This window comes from Streptomyces sp. NPDC005435 (assembly GCF_040703155.1).
Taxonomy (GTDB): domain Bacteria; phylum Actinomycetota; class Actinomycetes; order Streptomycetales; family Streptomycetaceae; genus Streptomyces.
In genome coordinates, this window is the sequence record NZ_JBEXEQ010000021.1 from 26,204 (window position 1) to 47,875 (window position 21,672).

Annotated in this window: 22 protein-coding genes and 3 pseudogenes; 10 read left to right on the forward strand and 15 right to left on the reverse strand. The window is 69.7% G+C overall.

What is annotated here, in order from left to right; all coding sequences use genetic code 11:
• Positions 1-34: 34 nt before the first annotated feature.
• A complete protein-coding gene (locus AB0898_RS24880) occupies positions 35-1,417 on the reverse strand; it encodes a glycine--tRNA ligase (protein ID WP_366805184.1) in 1,383 nt (460 codons plus the stop codon).
• A 238-nt stretch (positions 1,418-1,655) separates the two neighbouring features.
• Between AB0898_RS24880 and AB0898_RS24885 the strand changes: the two genes are divergently transcribed.
• The 4 genes from AB0898_RS24885 to AB0898_RS24900 all read left to right on the forward strand — a co-directional run bounded on the left by AB0898_RS24885 (position 1,656) and on the right by AB0898_RS24900 (position 4,811).
• A complete protein-coding gene (locus AB0898_RS24885; RefSeq protein ID WP_366805186.1) occupies positions 1,656-2,618 on the forward strand; it encodes a metal ABC transporter substrate-binding protein in 963 nt (320 codons plus the stop codon).
• Positions 2,615-3,445, forward strand: a complete 831-nt coding sequence (locus tag AB0898_RS24890) for an ATP-binding cassette domain-containing protein (RefSeq protein ID WP_366805187.1) — start codon at positions 2,615-2,617, stop codon at positions 3,443-3,445. The genes AB0898_RS24885 and AB0898_RS24890 overlap by 4 nt, the downstream gene beginning before the upstream one ends.
• On the forward strand, positions 3,445-4,338 hold the full coding sequence (locus tag AB0898_RS24895; protein WP_366805189.1) for a metal ABC transporter permease: 894 nt from the start codon (positions 3,445-3,447) through the stop codon (positions 4,336-4,338). The genes AB0898_RS24890 and AB0898_RS24895 overlap by 1 nt, the downstream gene beginning before the upstream one ends.
• A gap of 62 nt (positions 4,339-4,400) precedes the next feature.
• Entirely contained in the window at positions 4,401-4,811 is a 411-nt protein-coding gene (locus AB0898_RS24900) for a transcriptional repressor (protein WP_366805190.1), read from the forward strand.
• A 579-nt stretch (positions 4,812-5,390) separates the two neighbouring features.
• Here AB0898_RS24900 and AB0898_RS24905 read toward each other — a convergent pair.
• The 11 genes from AB0898_RS24905 to AB0898_RS24955 form a co-directional block, all read right to left on the reverse strand.
• On the reverse strand, positions 5,391-5,960 hold the full coding sequence (locus AB0898_RS24905) for a YcxB family protein (RefSeq protein WP_366805192.1): 570 nt from the start codon (positions 5,958-5,960) through the stop codon (positions 5,391-5,393).
• A gap of 13 nt (positions 5,961-5,973) precedes the next feature.
• Positions 5,974-6,492: a YcxB family protein gene (locus AB0898_RS24910; protein WP_366805193.1), complete on the reverse strand. Its 519-nt coding sequence runs from the start codon at positions 6,490-6,492 to the stop codon at positions 5,974-5,976.
• A gap of 14 nt (positions 6,493-6,506) precedes the next feature.
• Positions 6,507-7,052, reverse strand: coding sequence for a YcxB family protein (locus tag AB0898_RS24915; protein WP_366805194.1), 546 nt, complete (start codon positions 7,050-7,052; stop codon positions 6,507-6,509).
• Positions 7,053-7,227: 175 nt separating this feature from the next.
• Complete coding sequence (locus AB0898_RS24920; protein ID WP_366805195.1) at positions 7,228-8,082, reverse strand: isoprenyl transferase; 855 nt, start codon at positions 8,080-8,082, stop codon at positions 7,228-7,230.
• Positions 8,083-8,126: 44 nt separating this feature from the next.
• On the reverse strand, positions 8,127-8,873 hold the full coding sequence (recO, locus tag AB0898_RS24925) for a DNA repair protein RecO (protein ID WP_356096972.1): 747 nt from the start codon (positions 8,871-8,873) through the stop codon (positions 8,127-8,129).
• A 59-nt stretch (positions 8,874-8,932) separates the two neighbouring features.
• Positions 8,933-9,889 (reverse strand): hypothetical protein, encoded by a 957-nt coding sequence (locus AB0898_RS24930; RefSeq protein ID WP_366805196.1) that lies wholly within the window; start codon positions 9,887-9,889, stop codon positions 8,933-8,935.
• Positions 9,890-9,946: 57 nt separating this feature from the next.
• Positions 9,947-10,912: an SCO2521 family protein gene (locus AB0898_RS24935; RefSeq protein WP_366805197.1), complete on the reverse strand. Its 966-nt coding sequence runs from the start codon at positions 10,910-10,912 to the stop codon at positions 9,947-9,949.
• Between the two features lies 1 nt (position 10,913).
• A complete protein-coding gene (locus AB0898_RS24940) occupies positions 10,914-11,903 on the reverse strand; it encodes an SCO2522 family protein (protein WP_366805198.1) in 990 nt (329 codons plus the stop codon).
• Positions 11,900-12,817, reverse strand: coding sequence for an SCO2523 family variant P-loop protein (locus tag AB0898_RS24945; protein ID WP_366805199.1), 918 nt, complete (start codon positions 12,815-12,817; stop codon positions 11,900-11,902). The genes AB0898_RS24940 and AB0898_RS24945 overlap by 4 nt, the downstream gene beginning before the upstream one ends.
• A 3-nt stretch (positions 12,818-12,820) precedes the next feature.
• Positions 12,821-14,662 (reverse strand): SCO2524 family protein, encoded by a 1,842-nt coding sequence (locus tag AB0898_RS24950; protein ID WP_366805200.1) that lies wholly within the window; start codon positions 14,660-14,662, stop codon positions 12,821-12,823.
• Positions 14,663-14,724: 62 nt separating this feature from the next.
• Positions 14,725-15,474, reverse strand: a complete 750-nt coding sequence (locus AB0898_RS24955; RefSeq protein WP_366805201.1) for an SCO2525 family SAM-dependent methyltransferase — start codon at positions 15,472-15,474, stop codon at positions 14,725-14,727.
• A gap of 290 nt (positions 15,475-15,764) precedes the next feature.
• On the opposite strand from AB0898_RS24955, the gene AB0898_RS24960 reads away from it, so the two are divergent.
• Positions 15,765-16,226, forward strand: coding sequence for a GNAT family N-acetyltransferase (locus AB0898_RS24960; RefSeq protein ID WP_366805202.1), 462 nt, complete (start codon positions 15,765-15,767; stop codon positions 16,224-16,226).
• A gap of 21 nt (positions 16,227-16,247) precedes the next feature.
• Here AB0898_RS24960 and AB0898_RS24965 read toward each other — a convergent pair.
• A pseudogene (locus AB0898_RS24965) lies at positions 16,248-16,430 on the reverse strand (hypothetical protein).
• Between the two features lie 32 nt (positions 16,431-16,462).
• A complete protein-coding gene (locus tag AB0898_RS24970; RefSeq protein WP_366805203.1) occupies positions 16,463-16,669 on the reverse strand; it encodes a hypothetical protein in 207 nt (68 codons plus the stop codon).
• 33 nt (positions 16,670-16,702) lie between these two features.
• On the opposite strand from AB0898_RS24970, the pseudogene AB0898_RS24975 reads away from it, so the two are divergent.
• From AB0898_RS24975 to AB0898_RS24995, 5 genes and pseudogenes are all read left to right on the forward strand, one after another.
• Positions 16,703-17,367: pseudogene (locus AB0898_RS24975) on the forward strand (helix-turn-helix transcriptional regulator).
• Positions 17,349-17,543: a DUF397 domain-containing protein gene (locus AB0898_RS24980; RefSeq protein WP_366805204.1), complete on the forward strand. Its 195-nt coding sequence runs from the start codon at positions 17,349-17,351 to the stop codon at positions 17,541-17,543. The pseudogene AB0898_RS24975 and the gene AB0898_RS24980 overlap by 19 nt, the downstream one beginning before the upstream one ends.
• Positions 17,544-18,192: 649 nt before the next feature.
• Positions 18,193-18,546 (forward strand): hypothetical protein, encoded by a 354-nt coding sequence (locus tag AB0898_RS24985; protein WP_366805205.1) that lies wholly within the window; start codon positions 18,193-18,195, stop codon positions 18,544-18,546.
• 76 nt (positions 18,547-18,622) lie between these two features.
• Entirely contained in the window at positions 18,623-20,008 is a 1,386-nt protein-coding gene (locus tag AB0898_RS24990) for a VanZ family protein (RefSeq protein ID WP_366805206.1), read from the forward strand.
• A 203-nt stretch (positions 20,009-20,211) separates the two neighbouring features.
• A pseudogene (locus AB0898_RS24995) lies at positions 20,212-20,412 on the forward strand (transposase); the annotation flags it as partial.
• Between the two features lie 766 nt (positions 20,413-21,178).
• Here the strand turns inward: AB0898_RS24995 and AB0898_RS25000 are convergent.
• On the reverse strand, positions 21,179-21,631 hold the full coding sequence (locus AB0898_RS25000; RefSeq protein ID WP_366805207.1) for a protein phosphatase: 453 nt from the start codon (positions 21,629-21,631) through the stop codon (positions 21,179-21,181).
• Positions 21,632-21,672 lie beyond the last annotated feature (41 nt).

A 21,672-nucleotide genomic window follows, 5' to 3' on the forward strand; every position in this document is an offset into this window, starting at 1 on the left:
GGACCGGACAGGAGGGTGGGCGGAGATGAAAAGGTCAGGCGCCGATGAGACGGGCCGCGAGGTAGCCCTCGATCTGGTCGAGGGAGACGCGCTCCTGCTTCATCGTGTCGCGCTCGCGCACGGTCACCGCGTTGTCCTCGAGCGTGTCGAAGTCGACGGTCACACAGAACGGCGTACCGATCTCGTCCTGACGGCGGTAGCGGCGGCCGATGGCGCCGGCGTCGTCGAACTCGATGTTCCAGTTCTGGCGCAGCGCCTGGGCGAGGCCCTTGGCCTTCGGGGACAGCTCGGGGTTCCGGGAGAGCGGGAGCACCGCGACCTTGACCGGGGCCAGGCGGTGGTCGAGGCGCAGCACGACGCGCTTCTCCATCTTGCCCTTGGCGTTGGGCGCCTCGTCCTCGGTGTAGGCGTCGAGGAGGAAGGCCAGCATGGTGCGGCCGACACCGGCGGCGGGCTCGATGACGTAGGGGGTCCAGCGCTCGCCGGCCTCCTGGTCGAAGTAGGAGAGGTCCTGGCCGGAGGCCTTGGAGTGGGCGCCGAGGTCGTAGTCGGTCCGGTTGGCGACGCCCTCCAGCTCGCCCCACTCCGAGCCGCCGAACGAGAAGCGGTACTCGATGTCGGCGGTGCGCTTGGAGTAGTGGGAGAGCTTCTCCTTCGGGTGCTCGTACCAGCGCATGTTCTCCTCGCGCATGCCGAGCCCGGTGTACCAGTTCCAGCGCTGCTGCATCCAGTACTCCTGCCACTCCTCGTCCTCGCCCGGCTTGACGAAGAACTCCATCTCCATCTGCTCGAACTCGCGGGTCCGGAAGATGAAGTTGCCGGGCGTGATCTCGTTGCGGAAGGACTTGCCCATCTGCGCGATGCCGAACGGCGGCTTCTTGCGCGAGGCGGTCTGCACCTGGGCGAAGTTGGTGAAGATGCCCTGGGCGGTCTCGGGGCGCAGGTAGGCGACGGAGCCGGAGTCCTGGGTCGGGCCGAGGTGGGTGGAGAGCAGACCGGAGAACTGCTTGGGCTCGGTGAAGGTGCCCTTGTTGCCGCAGTTGGGGCAGTTCAGGTCCGCCAGGCCGTTCGCCGGGGCGTGGCCCTTCTTCTCCTCGTACGCCTCTTCCAGGTGGTCCGCGCGGAACCGCTTGTGACACGAGGTGCACTCGGTCAGCGGGTCCGTGAAGGTGGCGACGTGACCGGAGGCGACCCAGACCTCGGGGGCCAGGATGACGGACGAGTCGAGACCGACCACGTCCTCGCGCGACGTCACCATGTAGCGCCACCACTGACGCTTGATGTTCTCCTTGAGCTCGACACCCAGCGGTCCGTAGTCCCAGGCGGCACGCTGTCCGCCGTAGATCTCACTGCAGGGGAAAACGAAGCCACGGCGCTTGCTCAGGCTGACGATGGTGTCGATCTTGTCGGCGGCCACGGTGCTCTCTTCATTACGACGACGGGCGTTGAAGCGAGATGCTTCCAGCGAATGATTCAGGTTACCGGCGCAGGCTCCCCCTCGGCCAAATCGGCCCCCGTCCGTGAGCGCCCAGGGCCTGCGCAAGATCACCCAAGGCCACCCAAGCCCTTCCCAAACTTCTCTCGCGGGCGCCCGCATCGCAAGACGCCGGACAGCTTGTTGACAACGGTTTCCATCTTTGTTGAAAATGACTGTCATGAACGTACGACGACGCCTCATATCCGGGTCCGCGCTCGCGGCCGCCACCGCGCTGGGCCTCGGCGCGCTCACCGGCTGCTCGGGTGGTGCGAGCGCGGCGGGGAGCACGGACAAGCTGGACGTCGTCGCCTCCTTCTATCCGATGGCCTTCCTGGCGAACGAGATAGGCGGCTCCCACGTCCACGTGACGACGCTGACCACCCCCGGCCAGGAGCCGCACGACCTGGAGATCAGCCCGCAGCAGATAGCCGGGCTCCAGGACTCCGACGCGGTCCTCTATCTGAAGGGGCTCCAGCCGTCGGTCGACCGGGCGGTGGCCGATTCGCCGGTCAAGACCAAGGTCGACGCGGCGACGCTGACCACGCTGGAGGAGCACGGCACCGAGGTGGGCGGCCATGCCGCCGAGCACGCCGAGGGCGGCCACGACGACGAGGAGACGGGCAAGGACCCGCACATCTGGCTCGACCCGGTGCGCTACGCCCAGGTCGCCAAGGGTGTCGGCCGCGCCTTCGAGAAGGCCGACCCGAAGCACAAGGCCGCCTACGCGAAGAACACCGACGCCCTGGTCAAGCGGCTCGACGAGCTGAACACCCAGTACAAGGACGGCCTCGCGCACACCAGGACGAAGGTCTTCATCACCACCCACGCCGCCTTCGGCTACCTCGCCGAGCGCTACGGCCTCACCGAGGAGGCCATCAGCGGCCTCGACCCCGAGTCGGAGCCGAGCGCGGCGCACGTGCGGGACCTCCAGAAGCTCGCGAAGGCCGACGGCGTCACCACCGTCTTCTACGAGACGCTGGTCAGCGACAAGACCGCGAAGACCATCGCCGGGGACGGCCGTCTGAAGACGGACGTGCTCGACCCCATCGAGGGCATCACCGGGAAGTCGCGCGGCCGGGACTACTTCGCCGTCCAGGAGGCCAACCTCAAGGCCCTGCAGAAGGCACTGGGGGCGAAATGACCACGGCCGGCACCGATTACGTACTGGAACTGCGCGGCATCCGCGCCGAACTCGGCGGCCGTCCCGTCCTGCGCGGCGTCGACGTGACCGTGGGGCGCGGCGAGGTCGTCGCGCTGCTCGGCGCCAACGGCTCCGGCAAGTCCACCGCCGTACGCACCGCCATCGGACAGGTGCCGGCCGTATCCGGCTCGGTGGAGCTGTTCGGCACGCCGCTGAAGTCCTTCCGCCAGTGGGCGCGCGTGGGGTACGTACCGCAGCGCACCAGCGCGGCCGGGGGCGTGCCCGTCACCGTGACCGAGGTCGTCTCCTCCGGGCGGCTGTCCCGGACCCGCTTCGGCCCCTTCCGCAAGGCGGACCGGGAGGCGGTGCGCCGGGCTATCGAACTGGTCGGCATGACGGACCGCGCCGGGGACTCGGTGACCGCGCTCTCCGGCGGGCAGCACCAGCGGGTGCTGATCGCGCGGGCGCTGGCCTCCGATCCCGAGCTGCTGATCATGGACGAGCCGATGGCGGGCGTGGACCTCGCCAGCCAGGAGGTGCTGGCCACGACGTTGCGCGAGCAGGTCGCGGGCGGGGCGAGCGTGCTGCTCGTCCTGCACGAGCTGGGCCCGCTGGAGCCGCTGATCGACCGCGCGATCGTCCTGCGCGACGGCTGCGTGCTGCACGACGGCCCGCCCCCGAAGGCCGTCGGCCAGCACGCGCTCCCGGGCCACGACCATGCCCACCCGTCGCCCACCACCGCCCTTGGCGGAGGTGCTTCGCACCACTGCCTTGATCCGCACGCCCCCGAGGGCGCCGCACCGATCCGCATGGGACTGCTGAGCTGATGGACCTCCTGAACTACGCCTTCATGCAGCGGGCGCTCCTCGCGGCCGTCCTGGTCGGCATCACCGCGCCCGCGATCGGCATCCACCTCGTCCAGCGCCGCCAGCCGCTCATGGGCGACGGCATCGGGCACGTCGCGATGACCGGCGTCGGCCTCGGCTTCCTGCTGCACTCCTCGCCGGTGTGGATGGCCACGCTGGTCTCGGTCGCGGGCTCGGTGCTCATGGAGCTGATCCGCTGGTACGGCCGCGCACGCGGCGACATCGCGCTGGCCATGCTCTTCTACGGCGGCATGGCGGGCGGTGTGATGCTGGTGAACCTCGCGCCGGGGGGTTCCACCGCCAACCTCTCCACGTACCTCTTCGGCTCCCTCGCCACGGTCGCACCCTCCGACGTGACCGCGATCGTGGTGCTGGCCGCGCTGGTCATCGCGGTGACGCTGGGGCTGCGGCGGCAGCTGTTCGCCGTCAGCCAGGACGAGGAGTTCGCGCGGGTCACCGGGCTGCCGGTGCGGGCGCTGAACCTGCTCACCGCCGTCACCGCGGCGGTCACGGTCACCGTGGCGATGCGGGTGGTGGGGCTGATCCTGGTCTCCGCGCTGATGGTCGTCCCCGTGGCGGCCGCGCAGCAGCTCACCCGGGGCTTCGTGACGACGCTCGGCCTCGCGGTGGCGATCGGGGTGGTGGTCTCGCTCGGCGGCACGGTCACCTCGTTCTATGTCAACGTCCCGCCCGGGGCCACGATCGTGCTGCTCACCATCGCCGCGTTCGCGGTGCTGGCCGTGCTGGCGGCGCCCGTGGGCCGCCGACGCGCCCGTACGGCACCGGGGCCCGGGGACCCGGCGGAGTGCGCGATTCCGGCCACGCGGGCGGCCGGGGACGAGGTCGGCGTCTGACCCGGTGGGGTCCGGGCTGGCACAATGGCCCGGTCAGAGGCGCAGACATGAGGAGGCACCCGGTGACGACCGCTGGACCGCCCGTGAAGGGCCGCGCGACCCGGCAGCGCGCAGCGGTGGCGGCGGCCCTGGACGAGGTCGACGAGTTCCGCAGCGCGCAGGACTTGCACGACATGCTCAAGCACAAGGGCGACTCGGTGGGGCTCACCACCGTGTACCGCACGCTTCAGTCCCTCGCCGAGGCCGGCGAGGTCGACGTCCTGCGCACCTCCGACGGCGAGTCCGTCTACCGCCGCTGCTCCACCGGCGAGCATCACCACCACCTCGTCTGCCGCACCTGCGGCAAGGCGGTCGAGGTGGCGGGCCCGGCGGTGGAGAAGTGGGCGGAGGCGATCGCCTCGGAACACGGGTATGTGAACGTGGCCCACACGGTGGAGATCTTCGGCACCTGCGCGGATTGCGCCTCCGGCTGAGCCGCGGATCCGGGCAACCGGGGTGACCCCGGCCCCCCCTCTGATACCTGCGGCTGCGGGCCCTCCCTGCGGGACGAGCTGCGGTCGCGATCCCCGTTCCACACCGGCTTCCGCCCTCCTGGACCCTCCCCGAGCGGGCCGGGATCAGAGGTTGAGCTGCCCGGGTGCGGGGACGAGGTCAGGACCATCCCCGCCCGGGGCGGGGAGCAGACTTGGCCGGCGCCCGCGTAGAGGGCGACGTGCGGACCATCCCCGCGCGGGCAGGGAGCAGCGGCCGCCGACGTCGCTGTTGTACATGCGCTCGGGACCATCCCCGCGCGGGGAGCACTCGGCGCCGAGGCCGCCTTCGGCCAGGAACGGGGGGCCATCCCCGCCGGATGCGGGGAGCACTTCCCGGCCGGCACCGGTTACGTCCGGCACATGGGGCCGTCCCCGCACCTGCGGGGCCGACTCGGGTCAACAGCGCGAGCAGGCGTACGTCACCGGAGCATCCCCGCATCCGCAGGGCCCCGCAAGGCCCCGCAGGGGTTTCGCGCGGGTCGGTGGCCGGCTTCCAGCCGTTTCGCCGGCCGGGCGGACTCAGCAGCGCGTCACGTGGCGGTTCAGCAGGGCCCGTAGGCGGTCCGTGTCCGTGCTGGCGGGCAGGCCGTGCTTGGGGAGCAGGGTGAAGCCCGTGGCGTTCGCGTCGTCGCTGAACAGGGCGAACACGCGGGGCGTTTCGCGGTAGCGGGGCTGGGCCTGCCAGGTGAGGGAGGTCGTGGTGGTGTCGGTCGCCACCGAGATCCCGGTCTCCGTCACGGTGACCCGCCACTCGCCCTGCCGTTCGGCCAGGCGCTGGAGCCGGCGGCCCAGCAGCCAGGGGGACAGCAGGTCCAGCGCGAGACCGGCCGTGCTCAGCGCCAGCAGGAACAGCGGCAGGCCCGGCTGCCCGAGAGCCAGCAGCACGGCCTCCAGGACGAGCAGGAACCCGCCGAAGACGACAAGCCACCGCTGCAGCCGCCACTGTCTGCGCATCCGCATCCGTGCCCGCAGCGCCGAGCTGAAGTCCGCGGCCACCGGCCGGTACGTCAGCTCCACCACGTCACCCACCACGCCCGCGTCCCCCGCCACGCCCGCGTCGTCCACCGTCTCCTTCTCCACGTTCTCCATGTCCACTCCGAACTCAGCAGCGCGTCAGATGGCGGTCCAGGATCGCCCGCAGGCGGTCCGTGTCCGCACGGTCGGGCAGGCCCTGCTTGGGGAGCACGGTGAAGGCGCTCGCGTTGCGGTCGGCGCTCGCCAGGACGAAGACGCGTTCCGTCTCCGTGTAGCGCGGCCGCTCCTCCCAGGTCACCGTCACCGGCTCCGCCGACAGGTCGGTCACCAGTGTGAGCCCGGCCTCCGTCACCGTGACCCGGAACGCCCCCTCCCGCTCAAGAGCGCTGTGGAGATTCCGGCTCGTCGCCCAGGGCATCCCCAGCAGCAGTACCGCGCCCACCACCACGGCCGCGAGTTCCCCGGGCGGCAGCCCACCGTGCCCGCCGGCCGGCAGCGCGGCCTCCACCGCCAGCGCGAGCCCCGCGGCGACGACCAGCAGGGCCCGCCCCCACCGCATCCAGGTCATCCGCATCCGGGCCCTCACGGCCGACGCGCAGTCCTCGCGCGTCGGCCGGTACGTCAACTCCACCGCATCCCCAGCCATTTCCCCTCCAGGACTCAGCAGCGCACGAGGTGGCGGTCCAGGATCGCCCGCAGGCGGTCCGCGTCCGCGCGGTCGGGCAGGCCCTGCTTGGGGAGCAGGGTGAAGCCCGTGGCGTTCGCGTCGCCGCTGAACAGGACGAACGCCCGGGGCGTCTCGCGGTAGCGGGGCTGGGCCTGCCAGGTGACCGTCGCGGTGGTGGTGTCGGTCACCAGCGTGACCCCGGCGTCCGTCACGGTGGCCCGGAAGACGCCCTGCCGCCCGGTGTAGCGCGCGAGGCGGCGGCCCGTCAGCCAGGGGGAGAGCGGGAGCACCCCGGTGAGGATCAGCATCGTGATCATCGAGCCGAGCGAGATGTGCTGGTGGAATCCGGCGACGTACAACGCGACCTGTATCACGAAGACGCCGAGCACCACGCCGGGTGCCCAGAAGAACACCCACCCCGTGCGGCTCACCCGCAGCCGGGCCCGCAACGCGGACGTGAGGTCCGCGGCCTCCAGCCGGTACGTCAGCTCCACGACATCCCCGGCCGTCTCCTCGACGGCCTCCGGTTCCCGCTCCACGGCCCCACCCCTCACCCTGTGCACGATCGTGCGAGGGGATCGTAAGACCAGATGATCTTCTGAACGAGCCCTTTACGGTTACATCCGCCCCGCAACGGCTCCGCCCCTGGCCGGTGATCACCGGCCAGGGGCGGAATCGCGCAAAGGAACCGCGGAAAAGCGAGAAAGCGGACGGTCAGGCGCCGGCCGAATCGTCGCCCTTCATCGCCTCCTCCATCGCGAGCAGCTCCTCGTTCGGTACGGCACCGCCGAAGCGGCGGTCGCGGGAGGCGAACTCGACGCAGGCGCGCCACAGGTCACGCCGGTCGAAGTCGGGCCACAGCACGTCCTGGAAGACCATCTCGGCGTAGGCGCTCTGCCAGAGAAGGTAGTTGGAGGTGCGCTGCTCGCCGCTGGGGCGCAGGAAGAGGTCGACGTCCGGCATGTCCGGGTAGTACATGTACTTCTGGAGCGTCTTCTCGGTGACCTTGGACGGGTCGAGGCGGCCCGCCTTCACGTCCTCCGCGATGGCCTGCGCCGCGTCCGCGATCTCGGCGCGGCCGCCGTAGTTCATGCAGAAGTACAGGGTGAGCAGGTCGTTGTCCTTGGTCTGCTCCTGTGCGATCTGGAGCTCCTTGGCGACCGACTTCCACAGCTTGGGCATACGGCCCACCCACCGCACCCGGATGCCCAGCTCGTCGAGCTGGTCGCGGGTCTTGCGGATGAAGTCGCGGTTGAAGTTCATGAGGAAGCGCACCTCGTCGGGCGAGCGCTTCCAGTTCTCGGTGGAGAAGGCGTAGAGGGAGATGTTGCGCACACCGACCTCGATGGAGCCCTGGAGCACGTCGAGCACCCGCTCGGCGCCCACCTTGTGCCCCTCGGTGCGCGGCAGCCCGCGCTCCTTGGCCCAGCGCCCGTTGCCGTCCATGACGATCGCGACGTGCTCGGGGATCAGCTCACCGGGAAGCTTCGGCGCACGCGCGCCCGAGGGGTGCGGCTCGGGCGCCTTGTACTCGCGCTGCCGCCGCCCCAGAAATCCGCGTACGACCATGTGCTTCTCGTCTCCTCAGCCGTGCTAGCCGCTTACTTCGCTGCTTACTTCTCTACGTACCGAAGGGAGCGCAGCCCGCGCTCCAGATGCCAGTGCAGATAGGCGGACACCAGGCCGCTCCCCTCGCGGACGTGCCGCGCCTCGGCCGCGTCCGCCGTCTCCCAGTCTCCCGTAAGCAGCGCGGCGAGCAGCACCAGGGTCTGCGGGGACGGTACGACACTGCCCGCGACCCGGCAGTCCACGCAGACCGAGCCGCCCGAGGCGACCGAGAAGAACCGGTTCGGCCCGGGCATCCCGCAGCGCGCGCAGTCCCCGAAGCTGGGCGCGTAGCCGTTCACCGCGAGCGAGCGGAGCAGGAACGCGTCGAGGACGAGATGCGGGGCGTGCTCGCCGCGCGCGAGGGTGCGCAGGGCGCCGACGAGGAGCAGATACTGCTGCACGGCCGGTTCGCCCTCGTGGTCGGTGAACCGCTCGGCCGTCTCCAGCATGGCCGTGCCGGCGGTGTAGCGGGCGTAGTCGGTGACGATCCCGCCGCCGTACGGCGCGATGGTCTCGCTCTGGGTGCACAGCGGGAGGCCGCGGCCGATCAGCTCGCTGCCGCGCGCGAAGAACTGCACGTCCACGTGCGAGAACGGCTCCAGGCGCGCCCCGAACTTCGACTTCGTGCGCCGCACGCCCCGGGCCACGGCCCGTACCCGTCCGTGCCCGCGGGTGAGCAGCGTGATGATCCGGTCCGCCTCGCCGAGCTTCTGGGTGCGCAGCACGATGCCGTCGTCGCGGAACAGACTCATGGGGCCATTCTCGCGCACGCGTGCGGTGCGCAGGCCCGGTCCCGGTGGTTCGGGACGCTTCAGGAGGCGGCGGGCTCCGGTGTGCCTCCCTCCCCGCCCTCCCCGGCGTTCCACAGCTCGTTGAAGCGCCTGATCCGCTGCTGTACGTCGTCCACGCGGGCGTTCACGGTCGTCCAGGAGTTCACGCTGAGCTGGTCGGCGCCGATCTCGTAGGACAGGGCGCCGTCGAAGATGATGAAGTCGATCATCTTGCCGCGCCGGACGTGCAGCGGGAGCGAGGAGAGGGCCACCACGCGGACCTCGATGCGCACGTCGCGCTGTTCCTTGAAGACGTCGGCCAGACGCGGGATGTCCTCCGGAGCCCGGACCACGAACAGCCGCCTGACCTTGATCCCGCGCGCGTCGATCGCCTCGCGCTGCGCCTCCAGATAGCGTCCGGCGGGCTCGGTGCTCCAGAAGTTCTGGTCGACGGAGGTGCTGATCGCGTCGATGCTCCGCTGGGCGCACTTGGTGAGGCTGAGCAGCCAGTCGTGGTTCTCGCCGGGGCACTCGGCGGTGAGGTTGGTCAGGTCGTCCATCTGGAGGGCGAGCCGGTTGATCTCCTCGTGCGCAAAGTCGTGCAGGATCTCGGGGCCGGTGGAGACGACCAGGGTGGCGCTCTCGGCGAGCCGGGGCACCGCGTCGCCGCGCAGCTTCTCGACCTCGTTGAAGAGCTTGGTGGCCCGGCCGATGTCCACGAAGCGTTTGTCGACGGAGCTCTTGAGGTCGTTGAGCTGGTGCGCGAAGGTCACCATGAACTGCACGATCAGGACCGCGCCCCCGCACAGCACCGACAGGACCAGCTGCCAGACGTCCTCGGCGGTGGGCGCGAGCACCGTGGTCAGGACGTACACCACACCGCCCGCCACGACCGTGACCAGCAGTTTCTGCAGTAACCGGCGGCCGGCGTCCTCCCGGCCCCCGGTGTCGGAGACATGGTGGCGGTGGTGGCCGCCCGTGGTGATCGTTCCTGTCATCCCGCTTCTCCCCCCGTTGGGATCATGTGGGCTCACCCATGAATTCAGGCGATCGGTTCAGGAGGCGGCCAGGGCGGCGGCCTCCCGGGGCAGCAGGGCCCGCAGGGCCATCTGGTCGCGGACGCGCTGTACGAGGTTGTGCCACTGGCGGCTGAAGCCGGGGTGCTGCTCCAGGGTCTGCCAGAGCGGGCCGAGCGCCGGGTCGACGCGGGCCATGGGCATCCAGAGGTGGAGCAGGTGGTCGACGAGCGGGCGCAGCACCTTGAGGGCGGCGGCGCCGTCGGCGCGGGCGAGCGGCAGCCCGTCGAGCTTGCCGCTCACGGTGGTCAGCAGCCAGTCGTGCAGGGCCAGGTCCTCGCAGAACCCGGCGACGGCGGCGGCCGGCAGGTCCTCGGGGACGCTCAGTTCCATGGTGCGCAGCCCGTCGGTGTCGTCGACGGTGAGGCTCACGAGCCGGGCCGGTGTCCCGGCCGGGGCGGGCAGGGCGGCCCACCTGAGCCGGGTGGTGGGGGTGCGCAGCGGGGTGTCGTGGTCGAGGAGGCGGTGGTTGCGGGAGATCCGGGCCAGCATGCCCTCGGCGACGGAGCCGGTGTCGAGCAGGTCGGGGGCGTGTGCCTCGCGCAGGAAGCCGTCGGCGACCGCGCGGACCGGGAGCTTGCCGAGCGGGACGAGCACGCCGGGGTGGACGAGGTACTCCCCCCAGGGCCGGCGCCGGTCGGGCCCGCTCGCGGGGGCGGCGAAGTGGGCGGTGGCCTGGAGCACCCGGCCCTCGGTGAGGCTGGCGCGGGCGGCGAGGGTGCCGATGGCACGGGCCCGGGCGCCGTTGGCGGCGGGCAGCCGGCAGTCCACGCCGGTGAGCACGTCCGGTGAGAGGGCGTGCGGGTGCGGGCGCCGGGAGAGGCGGACACGTTCGTCGGGGCGCAGCCGCAGCAGCCGTGCGGCGGTGCGCTCGCTCACCGCGTCGCGGGTGGGCAGCAGACAGGTGCGGACCTCGCCGCACATCAGGGCGGGGGCGGCAGCCATGTCAGAGTCCCGGCGGGAAGAGGTAGGAGGTGCGCTCCACGACGCCCTCGGGCAGCGCGACCTTCTCCTGGCGGGCCCGCTCCACGGCCTGTCCGACCGCGTCGGCGTCGACGTGGACCTGGCCGAGGATGACGCGTACGGCGTGTTCGACGGGCAGGAAGCGGACCGGGAGCGCGCTGCACGTGTAGTACGCGGTGAAGGGCGGCGCGGCCGGGTTGAGCCGGAGCAGGGGCGGCAGCGCGTCCCAGTCGTCGGGGAAGGGGAGGTTCCGTTCCCATGGGGTCGGGGTGAGGACGGCGCGGCCGTCGTCGCGCAGGAGGCCGAGCCGGGCGAGCTGCCAGACGGCGGCGAGGAAGGCGCAGGACCAGGTGCGGTGGGGGCCGTTGTCGTCCCAGAGTTCGACGTCGACGAAGACGGAGTGGCCGCGCGCCTCGGTCTCGGCGGGCGGCTGCCAGGCGCTGTCGGCGTCGAGGGCGGCGGAGGTGCGCCGGGCGGGGGCGCGGCGGCCGTTGGTGAGCCAGCCGGTACGGCTGACGGGCGGGCGGAAGCCGTTGCTGCCGGGCGGGGGTGACTCGACCAGGCGGTGCATCACGGACTCGGCGAGTCCGGCCCGGTCGGGGCGGGCCGGGTCGGCGAGCGCGCAGCCGGACTCGCGGGCGAGGTAGTCGATGGTGAGCCCGGCCCGCTCGGCGGCCTCCAGCAGGGTGGGGACGAGCTTGGCCGGGGTGGAAAGGCGGCTGAAGTAGTCGTCGATGAGGAAGCAGGTGCTGATCCGGGGCCGTTTTCCGGCGGGGAGCGCGGTGGCCGCCCAGGCGCGGGCGGTGTCGGCCCAGGGGCGTACGGCGGTGAAGTGGCGCACCAGCCGGTCGGCGCCCTCGGCGAAGTCCTCCATGTACAAGTGGCCGAGTTCCAGGGAGAGATGGGAGTACGGCACGGATTCGGTGACCGGGTCGGCGCTGGTCTCCCGGAAGACGGCGGCGGCCTCCGTCACAGTTGCCCCCAGAACTTGTCGTCGGTGAGCCGCTCGGCCAGTTCCACCAGGGCCTGCCGGGTGCTGAAGTTGGCGATCTTGCTGTCGAGCACGTCCTCGTCGGTGATGAGCTGTTCGCGCATCTGGAGCACGGGTTCCAGCGGGATCGAGGCGAGGGCGCGGGTCTTGCCGATGCCGAGGGAGGCGGCGAGTTCTTCGAGGCGCTTGTCGCACTGGCGCATCCAGGCGTACTGCGCGGCGGGCATCTGGGCCCACTGCGGGGACTCCAGATCGGGTACGGCGGCGCGCACGACGCGGACGGAGCCGAGGAGCGCGGTGCGGTCGTGGCCCATGGCGATGCCGGAGCCGAGGAGGCCCTGGCGGCCGGAGAGGAGTTCGGCGGCGGCCATGACGTGCTGCCGGGTCCAGCGGTGGTAGAGGAGCCAGCGGAAGCGGATGTTCCGCAGTTCCTCGCGGGCGGTGGCGGTCAGGGCGAGGTCCATGGCGTAGCTGCGTCCGGCGCTGAGGTCGACCACGACGAGGTCGAACTCGCGGTGCAGGCGCAGGAAGAGGTCGACGCAGCGGTGCAGGTTGTCCTCGTCGGTGACGAACTCGCCGCCGCCCCGGTCGCCGGGGAAGAGGACGAGGCGTCCGGAGCCGCTGGGGCGGTCGCTGAGGACGGGGTGTTCGGTGCGGCTCCACACGTCGATGCGCAGCGGTTCGCCGGTCTTGCCCTTGAGGTAGGCGTGCAGGCCGCGGCCCTCGGCCTCCTCCATGACGTTCGGGGTGTCGAAGACGGCGGTGGCGGTGGGCGAGCCGAAGTCGAAGTCGAGGTAGCAGACGTCGTCGCCGTCGAGGGCGCGTCGGTAGGCGAGGTTGGCACTGGTGACGGAGCGTCCGGTGCCTCCCTTGTCGGAGGCGGCGAAGACGAGCACGGCTCATACCCCCTGGGATCCGGCCGCGCGGGCGCGGGCGAGGTCGTCGAGCCGGCTGAGCACGTTCAGGGCGAGCGCGCAGGACGTGCCGGGCTGGGTGTCGAGCAGGGAGCGGGCGCGGCGCAGGTCGGCTTCGATGCCCTTGAGTTCCGCCCCTTCCTGGCTCTTGGCGATGGGCGCGGGCTGTTCCAGCTGCTCGGTGCCGAGGAGGTGGGTGGCCTCGCTGAGGAGGGCGTGGGCGAGCGCGGTGGGTTCGGCGCTGCGGATGGGCGACTGGTTGTAGAGCTGCTGGGCGGCGACCATGCACTCGGTGACGCGTTCGGTGATGGTCCAGGACGGCTGGTTCTGCCGGTCGGCGGAGTCGGGGAACGCGGCGTGCACGTTGTCCCACAGGCCGACGCCGTCGTTGTCGGTGATGCGCCGCAGCCACAGGTGGTCCATGGTGCGCTCGGCGAGCTGGAGCAGCCGGGTGTGGGAGGCGACGTTGCGCGAGAGGGCGCACAACTGGATGGTGCGTTTGAGGAGTTGGGCCGAGAAGTCGGTCATGGTCCACCGCATGGGTGGCCCGAGGGGATGGTCGGAGGCCAGCGGCAGGGCGAGTCCCGGGTTGTGCAGCAGGACGGCGTTGTCCTCGCGGGTGGTGCTCGCGGTGACGCGTCCGCGCTCGGCGAGGCGCTCCATGATGCCGACGGTGCGGTTGAGGTCGTCCTCGGTGGCGCGGCGGCGGACCAGGTCGTGGACGAGGATGGAGGCGACGCACAGGGAGAAGTACTCGGACTCCATGCGCTGTCCGGTGGTGCGCCAGGGGATGTCCTCCAGGGGCCAGCGGTCGTCGTCGAAGCGGGCGATGCCGGACCAGTACTGCTGGGTGATGGTCCAGCGCAGGCGGAGCGCGTCGGCGAGTTTCTGCTGTTCCTGGTTGAGCAGTCCGAGGACGAGGGTGCGGTCGGAGAACAGGTCCTGGATGCCGTCGAGGGCGACGACGGTGAAGTAGAGGTACGGCACGGCGCGGGCGATGCCGGTGGGCTGTTCGCCGATGGACTCGGAGGTCTCCACCAGGGGTGCGCCCCGTACGACGCTCCAGGCCCAGCCGCATTCGAAGAGGCGGTTCTCGTTGCCGAGCTGTTCCTCGACGTCGACGCCGAGGACGACGCTCTCGCGGATGACGGCGCGCAGGGCGCGGAAGCGTTCCTGGAACCGCTGGAGAACCAGACGGTCCGGGATGCGGCCCTGGCCGAGGAGCCGGCACAGCGCCTGGCCCTGCGGGGAGTCGACCGTGTACACGTCGACGGTGAAGGCGCGCAGCAGGTTGACCATGGCGGCGGTGAGCCGGTCGCTGGTCGCCTCGCGCAGGGACTCGATCAGCTGGAGGGTGCCCGGCCGCTCGGTCTTGGTCTGGTAGACCTTCAGAAAGCCCAGGGTGGCCAGGCACAGGGTGACGGAGAGGCTGTAGGCGTCGACCACGCCGAGGGCCCGCTGCTCCTTGGACAGCTCCTCCTCGGCGTCGAGGGCGGAGAAGTAGCTCCCGCCCGAGAAGGTGGGGGTGTCACCGGCGCGGTGGCGCTCCATGAATTCGGTGAGAATCCGGACGATCGTTTCCGGGATCTCCGTGGCGTCACCGACCAGACGCAGGGATTTCTCCACGTCGGGCTGGGTGGTGTCGGGCGCGTCGAGCCGGAATGCGGGCGCCTCGGTCGCGGGATACAGCAGGCAGAGCAGCCGCTCGGCGTCGGCGACGCTGCTCTGTCCGCCCCCTTCTCCCCAATCCCAGGCTCCACCGGGGAAACACTGACGTGCTACGGCCTGCCAGATCGACAGCAAATTCTGTCTGGGTTGGATCTGCATCCCCATGCCCCTCACACAGGTATGTCATCCCGACGGTGAAGACGGCGAATGGATCTCCGCATTTACCGGTCGCTCCGATGACCCGTGGCGACGATCATTCCCGTGTATCCCTCGCGCAGCAAGCCCCCCGGCTTTCCCAGCCGGTGCGTCTGGACATTCGACGCGTGAATGTCGAGTGTCTCGCGGACTCCCTGTTCGTCGACGTCGAACGCGGGGAAATCACTCTCTCCCACCCGGTATCCCCGGGAGTGCTCCATGAACGCGGCGGCGAACGGGGCGCCCGGTTCCAGAGCGGTCATGAAACAGCCGACGGCCTGCCGGAACTCCTCGGCGGAGGTGGTCATCGACTCGGCGACGAAGAACATCGTGCCCATCGCCCAGCGCTCGTCGCCCCGGGCGAGGTCGAAGAGGTTGCCCTGGCGGGGCTGGACGGTCTGCGCGAACCGCGCGCGGGGGTCCTCGACCCGCTCGGGGTACGCCCGGTCGCGGCACAGCACGTCCCAGAACTGGTCCCACTGGGGGCCGTACGACTCGACCTGGGAGTTCAGATACTGCACGTTCGCCGGCGAGCGCTCCAGGAGCGTGATCTTGTCGCACCAGGGGAGCATGCTGAGCGCCGGATAGATGTTGGGGCCCGCACCGGCGTCGATTCCGGAGGCCACCGATCCCGAGCCGCCGAAATGACCGCTGAAATGATCTCGGACGACGGTGATGATCGCCTCGTCGTCCGGATGCAGGACGCGGTAATTGTGCTCGATGTACGCCTGGGGGTCGAAATCTTCCCACGCGACATCACCGTTCAGCTTCTTCACGCCAGCAGGCGATCCCGAGGTCATTAACTCAGCGTAGCAGCATGAGAGCACAACGAAACCCACGCCACGCAAGATTCATCAACGGGCGAGGTAAGATCAATATCGGAACTGCGCGCGATTTCGTTCGCGTGACACAGTCAACCACATTTGGTCCGGATCTCTACTTGGATGACCGAAAAACAGCGGGTAACCATGGGAGAAGCCGCGCCGATCACACCCCGGGCGCGGCTGCATACTGTCGCATCAATGCGGATATCGCACGAATTTCGCGGGACCGGAAAGGGGACGGAATGATTCCTCTTCATGGAGACCGCTTCCTGCGAAAAATCACGGAAGCGGATCTCCCCGACGTGCTGCGGCTCGACCGCGAGACCTTCCCGGACGACCCCTATCCCTACTTCGCGCTCCGCCAGTTCCACGACGCCCTCGGCGACCATCTGCTGGTCGTGGACGACGGCACCACGCTCCACGGCTACATCCTGGCGACCCCGCCGCTCCACGCCTCCAGCTGGATCCTCAGCCTCGTCGTCAGCCCGGCGCTGCGCGGCAACGGCCTGGGGCGCGAGCTGATGACCGCGATGCTGGGGCGGCTGCGCGAGGAGGGGGCGGGCGAGGTCCTGCTCACGGTCGACCCCGCGAACGACTCCGCCGTGACCTTGTATCGCCACCTCGGCTTCACGCCGTCCGGCGCGCCGCACCCGGAGTACTTCGGCCCGGGCGAGCCGAGGCAGCGGATGCGGCTCGTGTTCTGACGAAGCCGCACCCGCGCGGGGTCACAGAACCTCGCTGCGGGCGTTGGCCCGCGCCGTCGCCGCGCGGGGGCGCTCCGCGGCGGTGGCCGCACGGAGGCGGTACGGCGGGCAGTCCCACTCGCGGCCGCCGCCGAGGGGGCGCAGCTGTACCTACGGGCCTTCGCGAGCCATCACGACGCCGGCCCTCCCCGTCCCCGTGTCCATCGCATACGAGCCCAGCGGTGGCCGGCTCGCGCTCACCGCAGCGCCGCGCCGAGCCGGGCCGCCGTCTCCACCGAGCACCGCCCCGACTCGACCAGCGGGCACGGGGCCTCGCGCGCCACCGAGTTCGGGTCGATCCCGAGCGAGGGGAGTTTGATCCCGGCCTTCGTGAGTGCGTCGCGCAATTCGGCGAGGGTCCGCTCCGCTCCCTCGACACAGTCCGCCGCGTGCTGTGATCCCACTGTTCGCATCCCTTCGATTTCTTCGGTACAGAGCTGAAGAGGCGGAGGGAGAACGCGGGACTGCCTCAATCGGAGCCGAGTGTGCGCGTGTTCGTCTCCGGCGGCTACATCGGCCAGTTCGAGCAGGCGATCCGGAAGCCTCGACTGGACGTGGCGAAGCGGATCGACGAAGCCCTGGAGACGGACGGCATCTTCGAGCGACTGTGCAAGCAGCTGATCGATGATCCGGGGTACGCGGATCACTTCACCGGAGTGGTGGGCCTGGAGCGCCTGGCCACGCGGATCTGCGAGTTCACCCCGACGGTGATGCCGGGGCTACAGGGCCCGAGTATTGGGTGGCTCCGCACGAAGGGGTACTGCGCGTCGCCGTGCGTGGCCCCGAGGTCATGGCGACCCAACTGGAGTACGTCGCCTGCCTGATGCGGGACCGCACGGACATAGTGACGGTGCTTCCTTTCTCAGCGGGAGCACTCGCTGCGATGGGCGGAATGCTCCAGCTCATGGAGTTCGATGACGCACCCCCGCTCGCCCATACAGAGACCTCGTTCTCCGGGACGCCGGCGGACGTGCCGACCGTGGTGAAGCGAGCCCAGCGCGCCTACGATCTGCTCAGGGTCGTCGCGCTGTCGCCGGAGGCGTCCCTGACCCTGATCACGTCTGCGGCGACGGACTTCAGGCGATGCGCGAGTACGACCTGACCCACGCCCGCCGGTACAAGAGCACCTACAGCAACAGTGAGGGCGGCAGCCGCGTCGAGGTGGCCGACGGAGCCCCCGGCGTCATCCCCTTACGGGACAGCAAGGTCCAGGACGGCGCCGTAGTCGTCGGCACCCCCGCCTGGACCATCAACGCGGTCGGAGCAGCCGGCCTCTGAAGAGACTGGGCGCGCCTTTCGAGGGCAACGCGGAGGGGCATGGGCGTGGGATGGGCCGAACAAGCCGGTCAGCGGGCCGAGATAAAGCCGAGCAGGGCCACGGCGTACTGCGGGGCGTCGGCAACCCACTCACCGATCACCGTGACGGAGCAGGCGCCGGCGCCGGCCGGAACAGCGACGGCCGCGGCGACAAGCAGCGCGGCCCGAGGGTGACGGATACCGCCACCGGCGCGGGAGTCCGGTCCTTCGACGAGACACCTCCGCAGGTCAGCGACGATGCAGACGAGACGGAGCGGGAGGGATCTCCCAAGTCGTCGCAGGCGTGACGGCATGCGGGGGTGGCCTCACCCGACGCCCGTACGGACTCGACGCTCACATGGCCACCAGCGGCCAGACCTGCTCCGCATCCCGGAGCTGCTAAATCATCATATTCCACCCTCATCACCCCATTGACAAATCCGGAGCACACGGAACTACACCAGAAGGAACCTCAAATCACCCTCAAATGATATTGCCACCTCTCCATGGATCCCTTACCTTCTCCACATCCAGTGAAGATCATCTTCATGATTCCCGCTTGAAGGAAAAGGATTAGAAAATGACGCGAGTTCGACGTATTGCCGCGGTCGCAACTGCCACTCTCATCGGTGTGGGCATAGCCACCCCGGCCGCCATGGCCGGCGGTAACTTCGACTACGGCACGTCTCGCACGAAGCTCTCCAACGGCTACCTCTACACCCAGCTGACCATGGGATCCCCCTCCAACACCACGAACGTCACGGACTCGTACGTCAAGGACTCCGGCACCGGCACCATCACCGCTCGTTTCGGCTGGACCTGGAATGGCACCAAGCACACCGGGTCGTGGTTCACCCAGGCGGGCGGCACCACCAAGAGCGCAAAGTGGTCCAACTACAGCATCACCAACTGCAACTCCGTCATCGGCTGGATGGAGGTCTCCGGCCAGCAGACCTTCAACAACGCGCCGGTCACCAACTGCTGAAGTCTTGGGTGCGGGGCCCGCGCGAGCGGGCCCCGCACCCGCACCACCTTCTCGCCCAAGCCCAGGAAGCGACCTCATGATTTACGCCATCCTTAATGGCAACCAGGGGTTGATAACTACCCTTATCAGCTCTTCCCTGATTGCAGCCCTGCTGTTCTTTTTCTTGGGGCGCAGGCTCAGGAAGCCCGGGATGTCGTACGCACTGGCGGGCATATCCCTTGCGGTCGAAATGACCGCCACGCTGTACCCGATTTCCCCCAATGCGCCCGCTTCGGCCACCTGTTTCATCGAACGCAATATCATTACGGGAACATTCACCACCCAAGGGCTGCTAAACGTTCTCCTTTTCGTACCCCTGGCCGCTTCGGCTACCTGGCTGACTCGCCGCCCCGTGCCGGCCGCCCTGGCTTGCGTCGCCCTATCGGCCGCCACCGAGGTCGCTCAGGCGCTCACTCCTGGTATGGGTCGATCCTGTGACAGCACCGACCTGTGGACCAACAGTGTCGGCACACTGATCGGCACTCTCGCAGGCACCGCTGCGCTGCGCTGGAATGCGTCCCGTCGCAGAAGTGCTGCCACTTTCCTCATCAGCGAACGTCAAATCCGCCGCTCACTCATCGGATTCTCCGCGGGGATGACCGCGATCGGTCTGACCGCAGCTTTCACCGTTACCTTCGTGATGACAGAGGTGGCGTGGGCGAACGCCGCTTCGCCTGAACAGCAGAAGGCCGCCAAGGCAGCCGTCTCGGAGTTCCTCGGTAAGCAAGTTCACCTCACCCAAGTACAGTTCTTCCCTGGTCAGGTCAAAGGTTCCGGGTCGATTTCAGCCAACACCGACCACGGTGTTCTCGACCTCAGCTGGCCTTCCCTGGAAGTGTCGTCTGGCCTGCTCCAGCCCACCAGCCCACTCGTTGGACCCGACACCCCGCGCCTCAGCGACAGCGACGCCACAGAAATCGCCTCCGCCTTCGCACGCGACCACTTTCCATGGGCACTCGCCGGCCACACGACTGTAAGCGCGGCCGGCCCCCATGACGCCTCCCGGCTGGTCTCTTGGCGTTCCCGCAAGAACGGCGTGTTGATGCCCATGCGGATGGACGTCCTCGTCGGGCCCGACCGTAAAGTCATCTCCTTCACCGCGCGCCATGTTCCCGACCCCACGCTGCCGTCGGTTCACATTGATCATCGGCAGGCTCAGGCTCTCGTGGAACACAAATACCCCGGAAATGTCGTCATCTCCGCTGAACTGTTGGCACGCACTGATGACAACAACCGCTGGCGCCCCTACTGGATGCTGAGCTTCGGCCCTCCCGGCGCCACCTCCGGCTCTTCCCAGGACGGCGTCGTACAGGACGGCATTCCTGCGGCGGCCACCACCGCGCCAACCATCTCGGTGATCACGGTGGACGCCGTGACTGGCGCGATCAGACCTGCATCTCCTGACGCACTCGACCACGACTAACCGCTTCCGGGGTAGCGACCGTCCAAGTTCCAGCCCTGGCCATAATCCCGGCCCGGACGATAAGCAGGGCGGTTCGTTGTTCGAGCCCGGGCACAGGCGCATATGGCATATGTGGCGGGACCGTTCTTCACGAGCCCGCCACTTACACACGCGTCAGCGGGATTGATCCGACAGTCCGGAGGCCAGGCTATGGCTCGACCTGGTTGACCGTCTGGGATTTCATCGAACCGTACCCGCCGATCGGCGAGTACGGACCCCACCCCGAACGACTGCGGCAGCAGCAGTTCGAGGACGTGATCTGGCGGCGGTTCAAAACGGGCGGGCGCTGGCGGGAGATGCCGACAGGATTCGATGCCTGGTCGACCGTCCACAACCGCTTCCGGCAGTGGCGTGACGCCAGGGTCATCGCGTGAAGTGATCTTGTCCGAGTTCGTCAGGTGAGGCCGAGGGCGATCAAGGGGTGGCGGTAGTCGCGGGCGGCTCGGCGGAGGGCGGCCGGCCATGTTGGCCCGGCCGTTCTGGCGGTGGACGCCGACGGCGAGGTTTCGCGGGGAGGCCCTGGTGCGGGGCAGGCGATCGGTGCGGATCTTGGCCCTGGGTCTTCGAGACCTTGCTGGAAGGCCTGAACGCGGAGGCCGCGAAACGCGGTGAGGTGGACTTGTCCCTGGTCGACGACGGAAGCCGGTGCCGTGCTCGCGCGGATGGCGACCAGCCTGCTCGAACCGGTGCGCCTGCGGGCCGAGATCGATGCCGAACCAGGTGTCGGCGAGCCTCTGAACGCGGCACCGCTGCCGTCGCGGCGCCGGTGGACCGTCACCGTCCACAGCCCCGGTGGCACCGTGACCGCCGGCATCAGCGGCGACTACCGGAGCGACCGCGCCTCCCCCGCCGCGGCCCGGCTCGCCGAACTCCTCTCACCGTCCCGCATCGTCTCCCACTCACGCGTGCCGTCACGACCCGCCCGACGTCCCTCCGGTCCACCGTGCGCCCGATGCGGGCCTTCCCGCTGAGCGCCTGGGCTCCCGAGGAAGACCTCCTCTGCCATCTCACGATCGACCCGGCCACCGGTGTCCTGCTCGACGCCCGCACGACGGACACCGCCGCACGGACGCTCTTCCACTGCGAGCTGACTGCTGCCGGGCTCAGCCGCCGACGCGTCGTCCCCGCGGCTCAGCCCCGCGCGAAGCGGCGTACGTACCGCCGCTGCCACGGCGTCTCCACCGCGTGCCGGTCGTAGTGGCGCCGTACGAACTCCACGGCCTCTTCCGGCGGTACGCCGTCCAGGACGGCCACGCAGGCCAGCGCCGTGCCGGTGCGGCCGCGGCCGCCTCCGCAGGCGAACTCCACGCGGTCGGCGGCCGTCCGCTCCCACGCGTCGGTGAGGACCGCGCGGGCGGCCACGTGGTCGGCGGGGAGGCGGAAGTCGGGCCAGCGCAGCCACTGGAACTCCCAGGAGACCGGGGGTGGTCGCTTGCCGAGGAGGTAGACGCCGTAGGTGGGCGGGGGTGCGGCGGGGTCCAGCGGTCTGCGCAGGCCCCGGCCGCGTACCAGGCGTCCGGAGGGCAGCCGGAGCACGCCGGGCGCGTCCTCGTTCCAGGGAGGTGTCGACGGGTCGTCACTCATGCCCGTGATTATTTCGGCGGAGGCGTGGAGCGGGTGCCGAC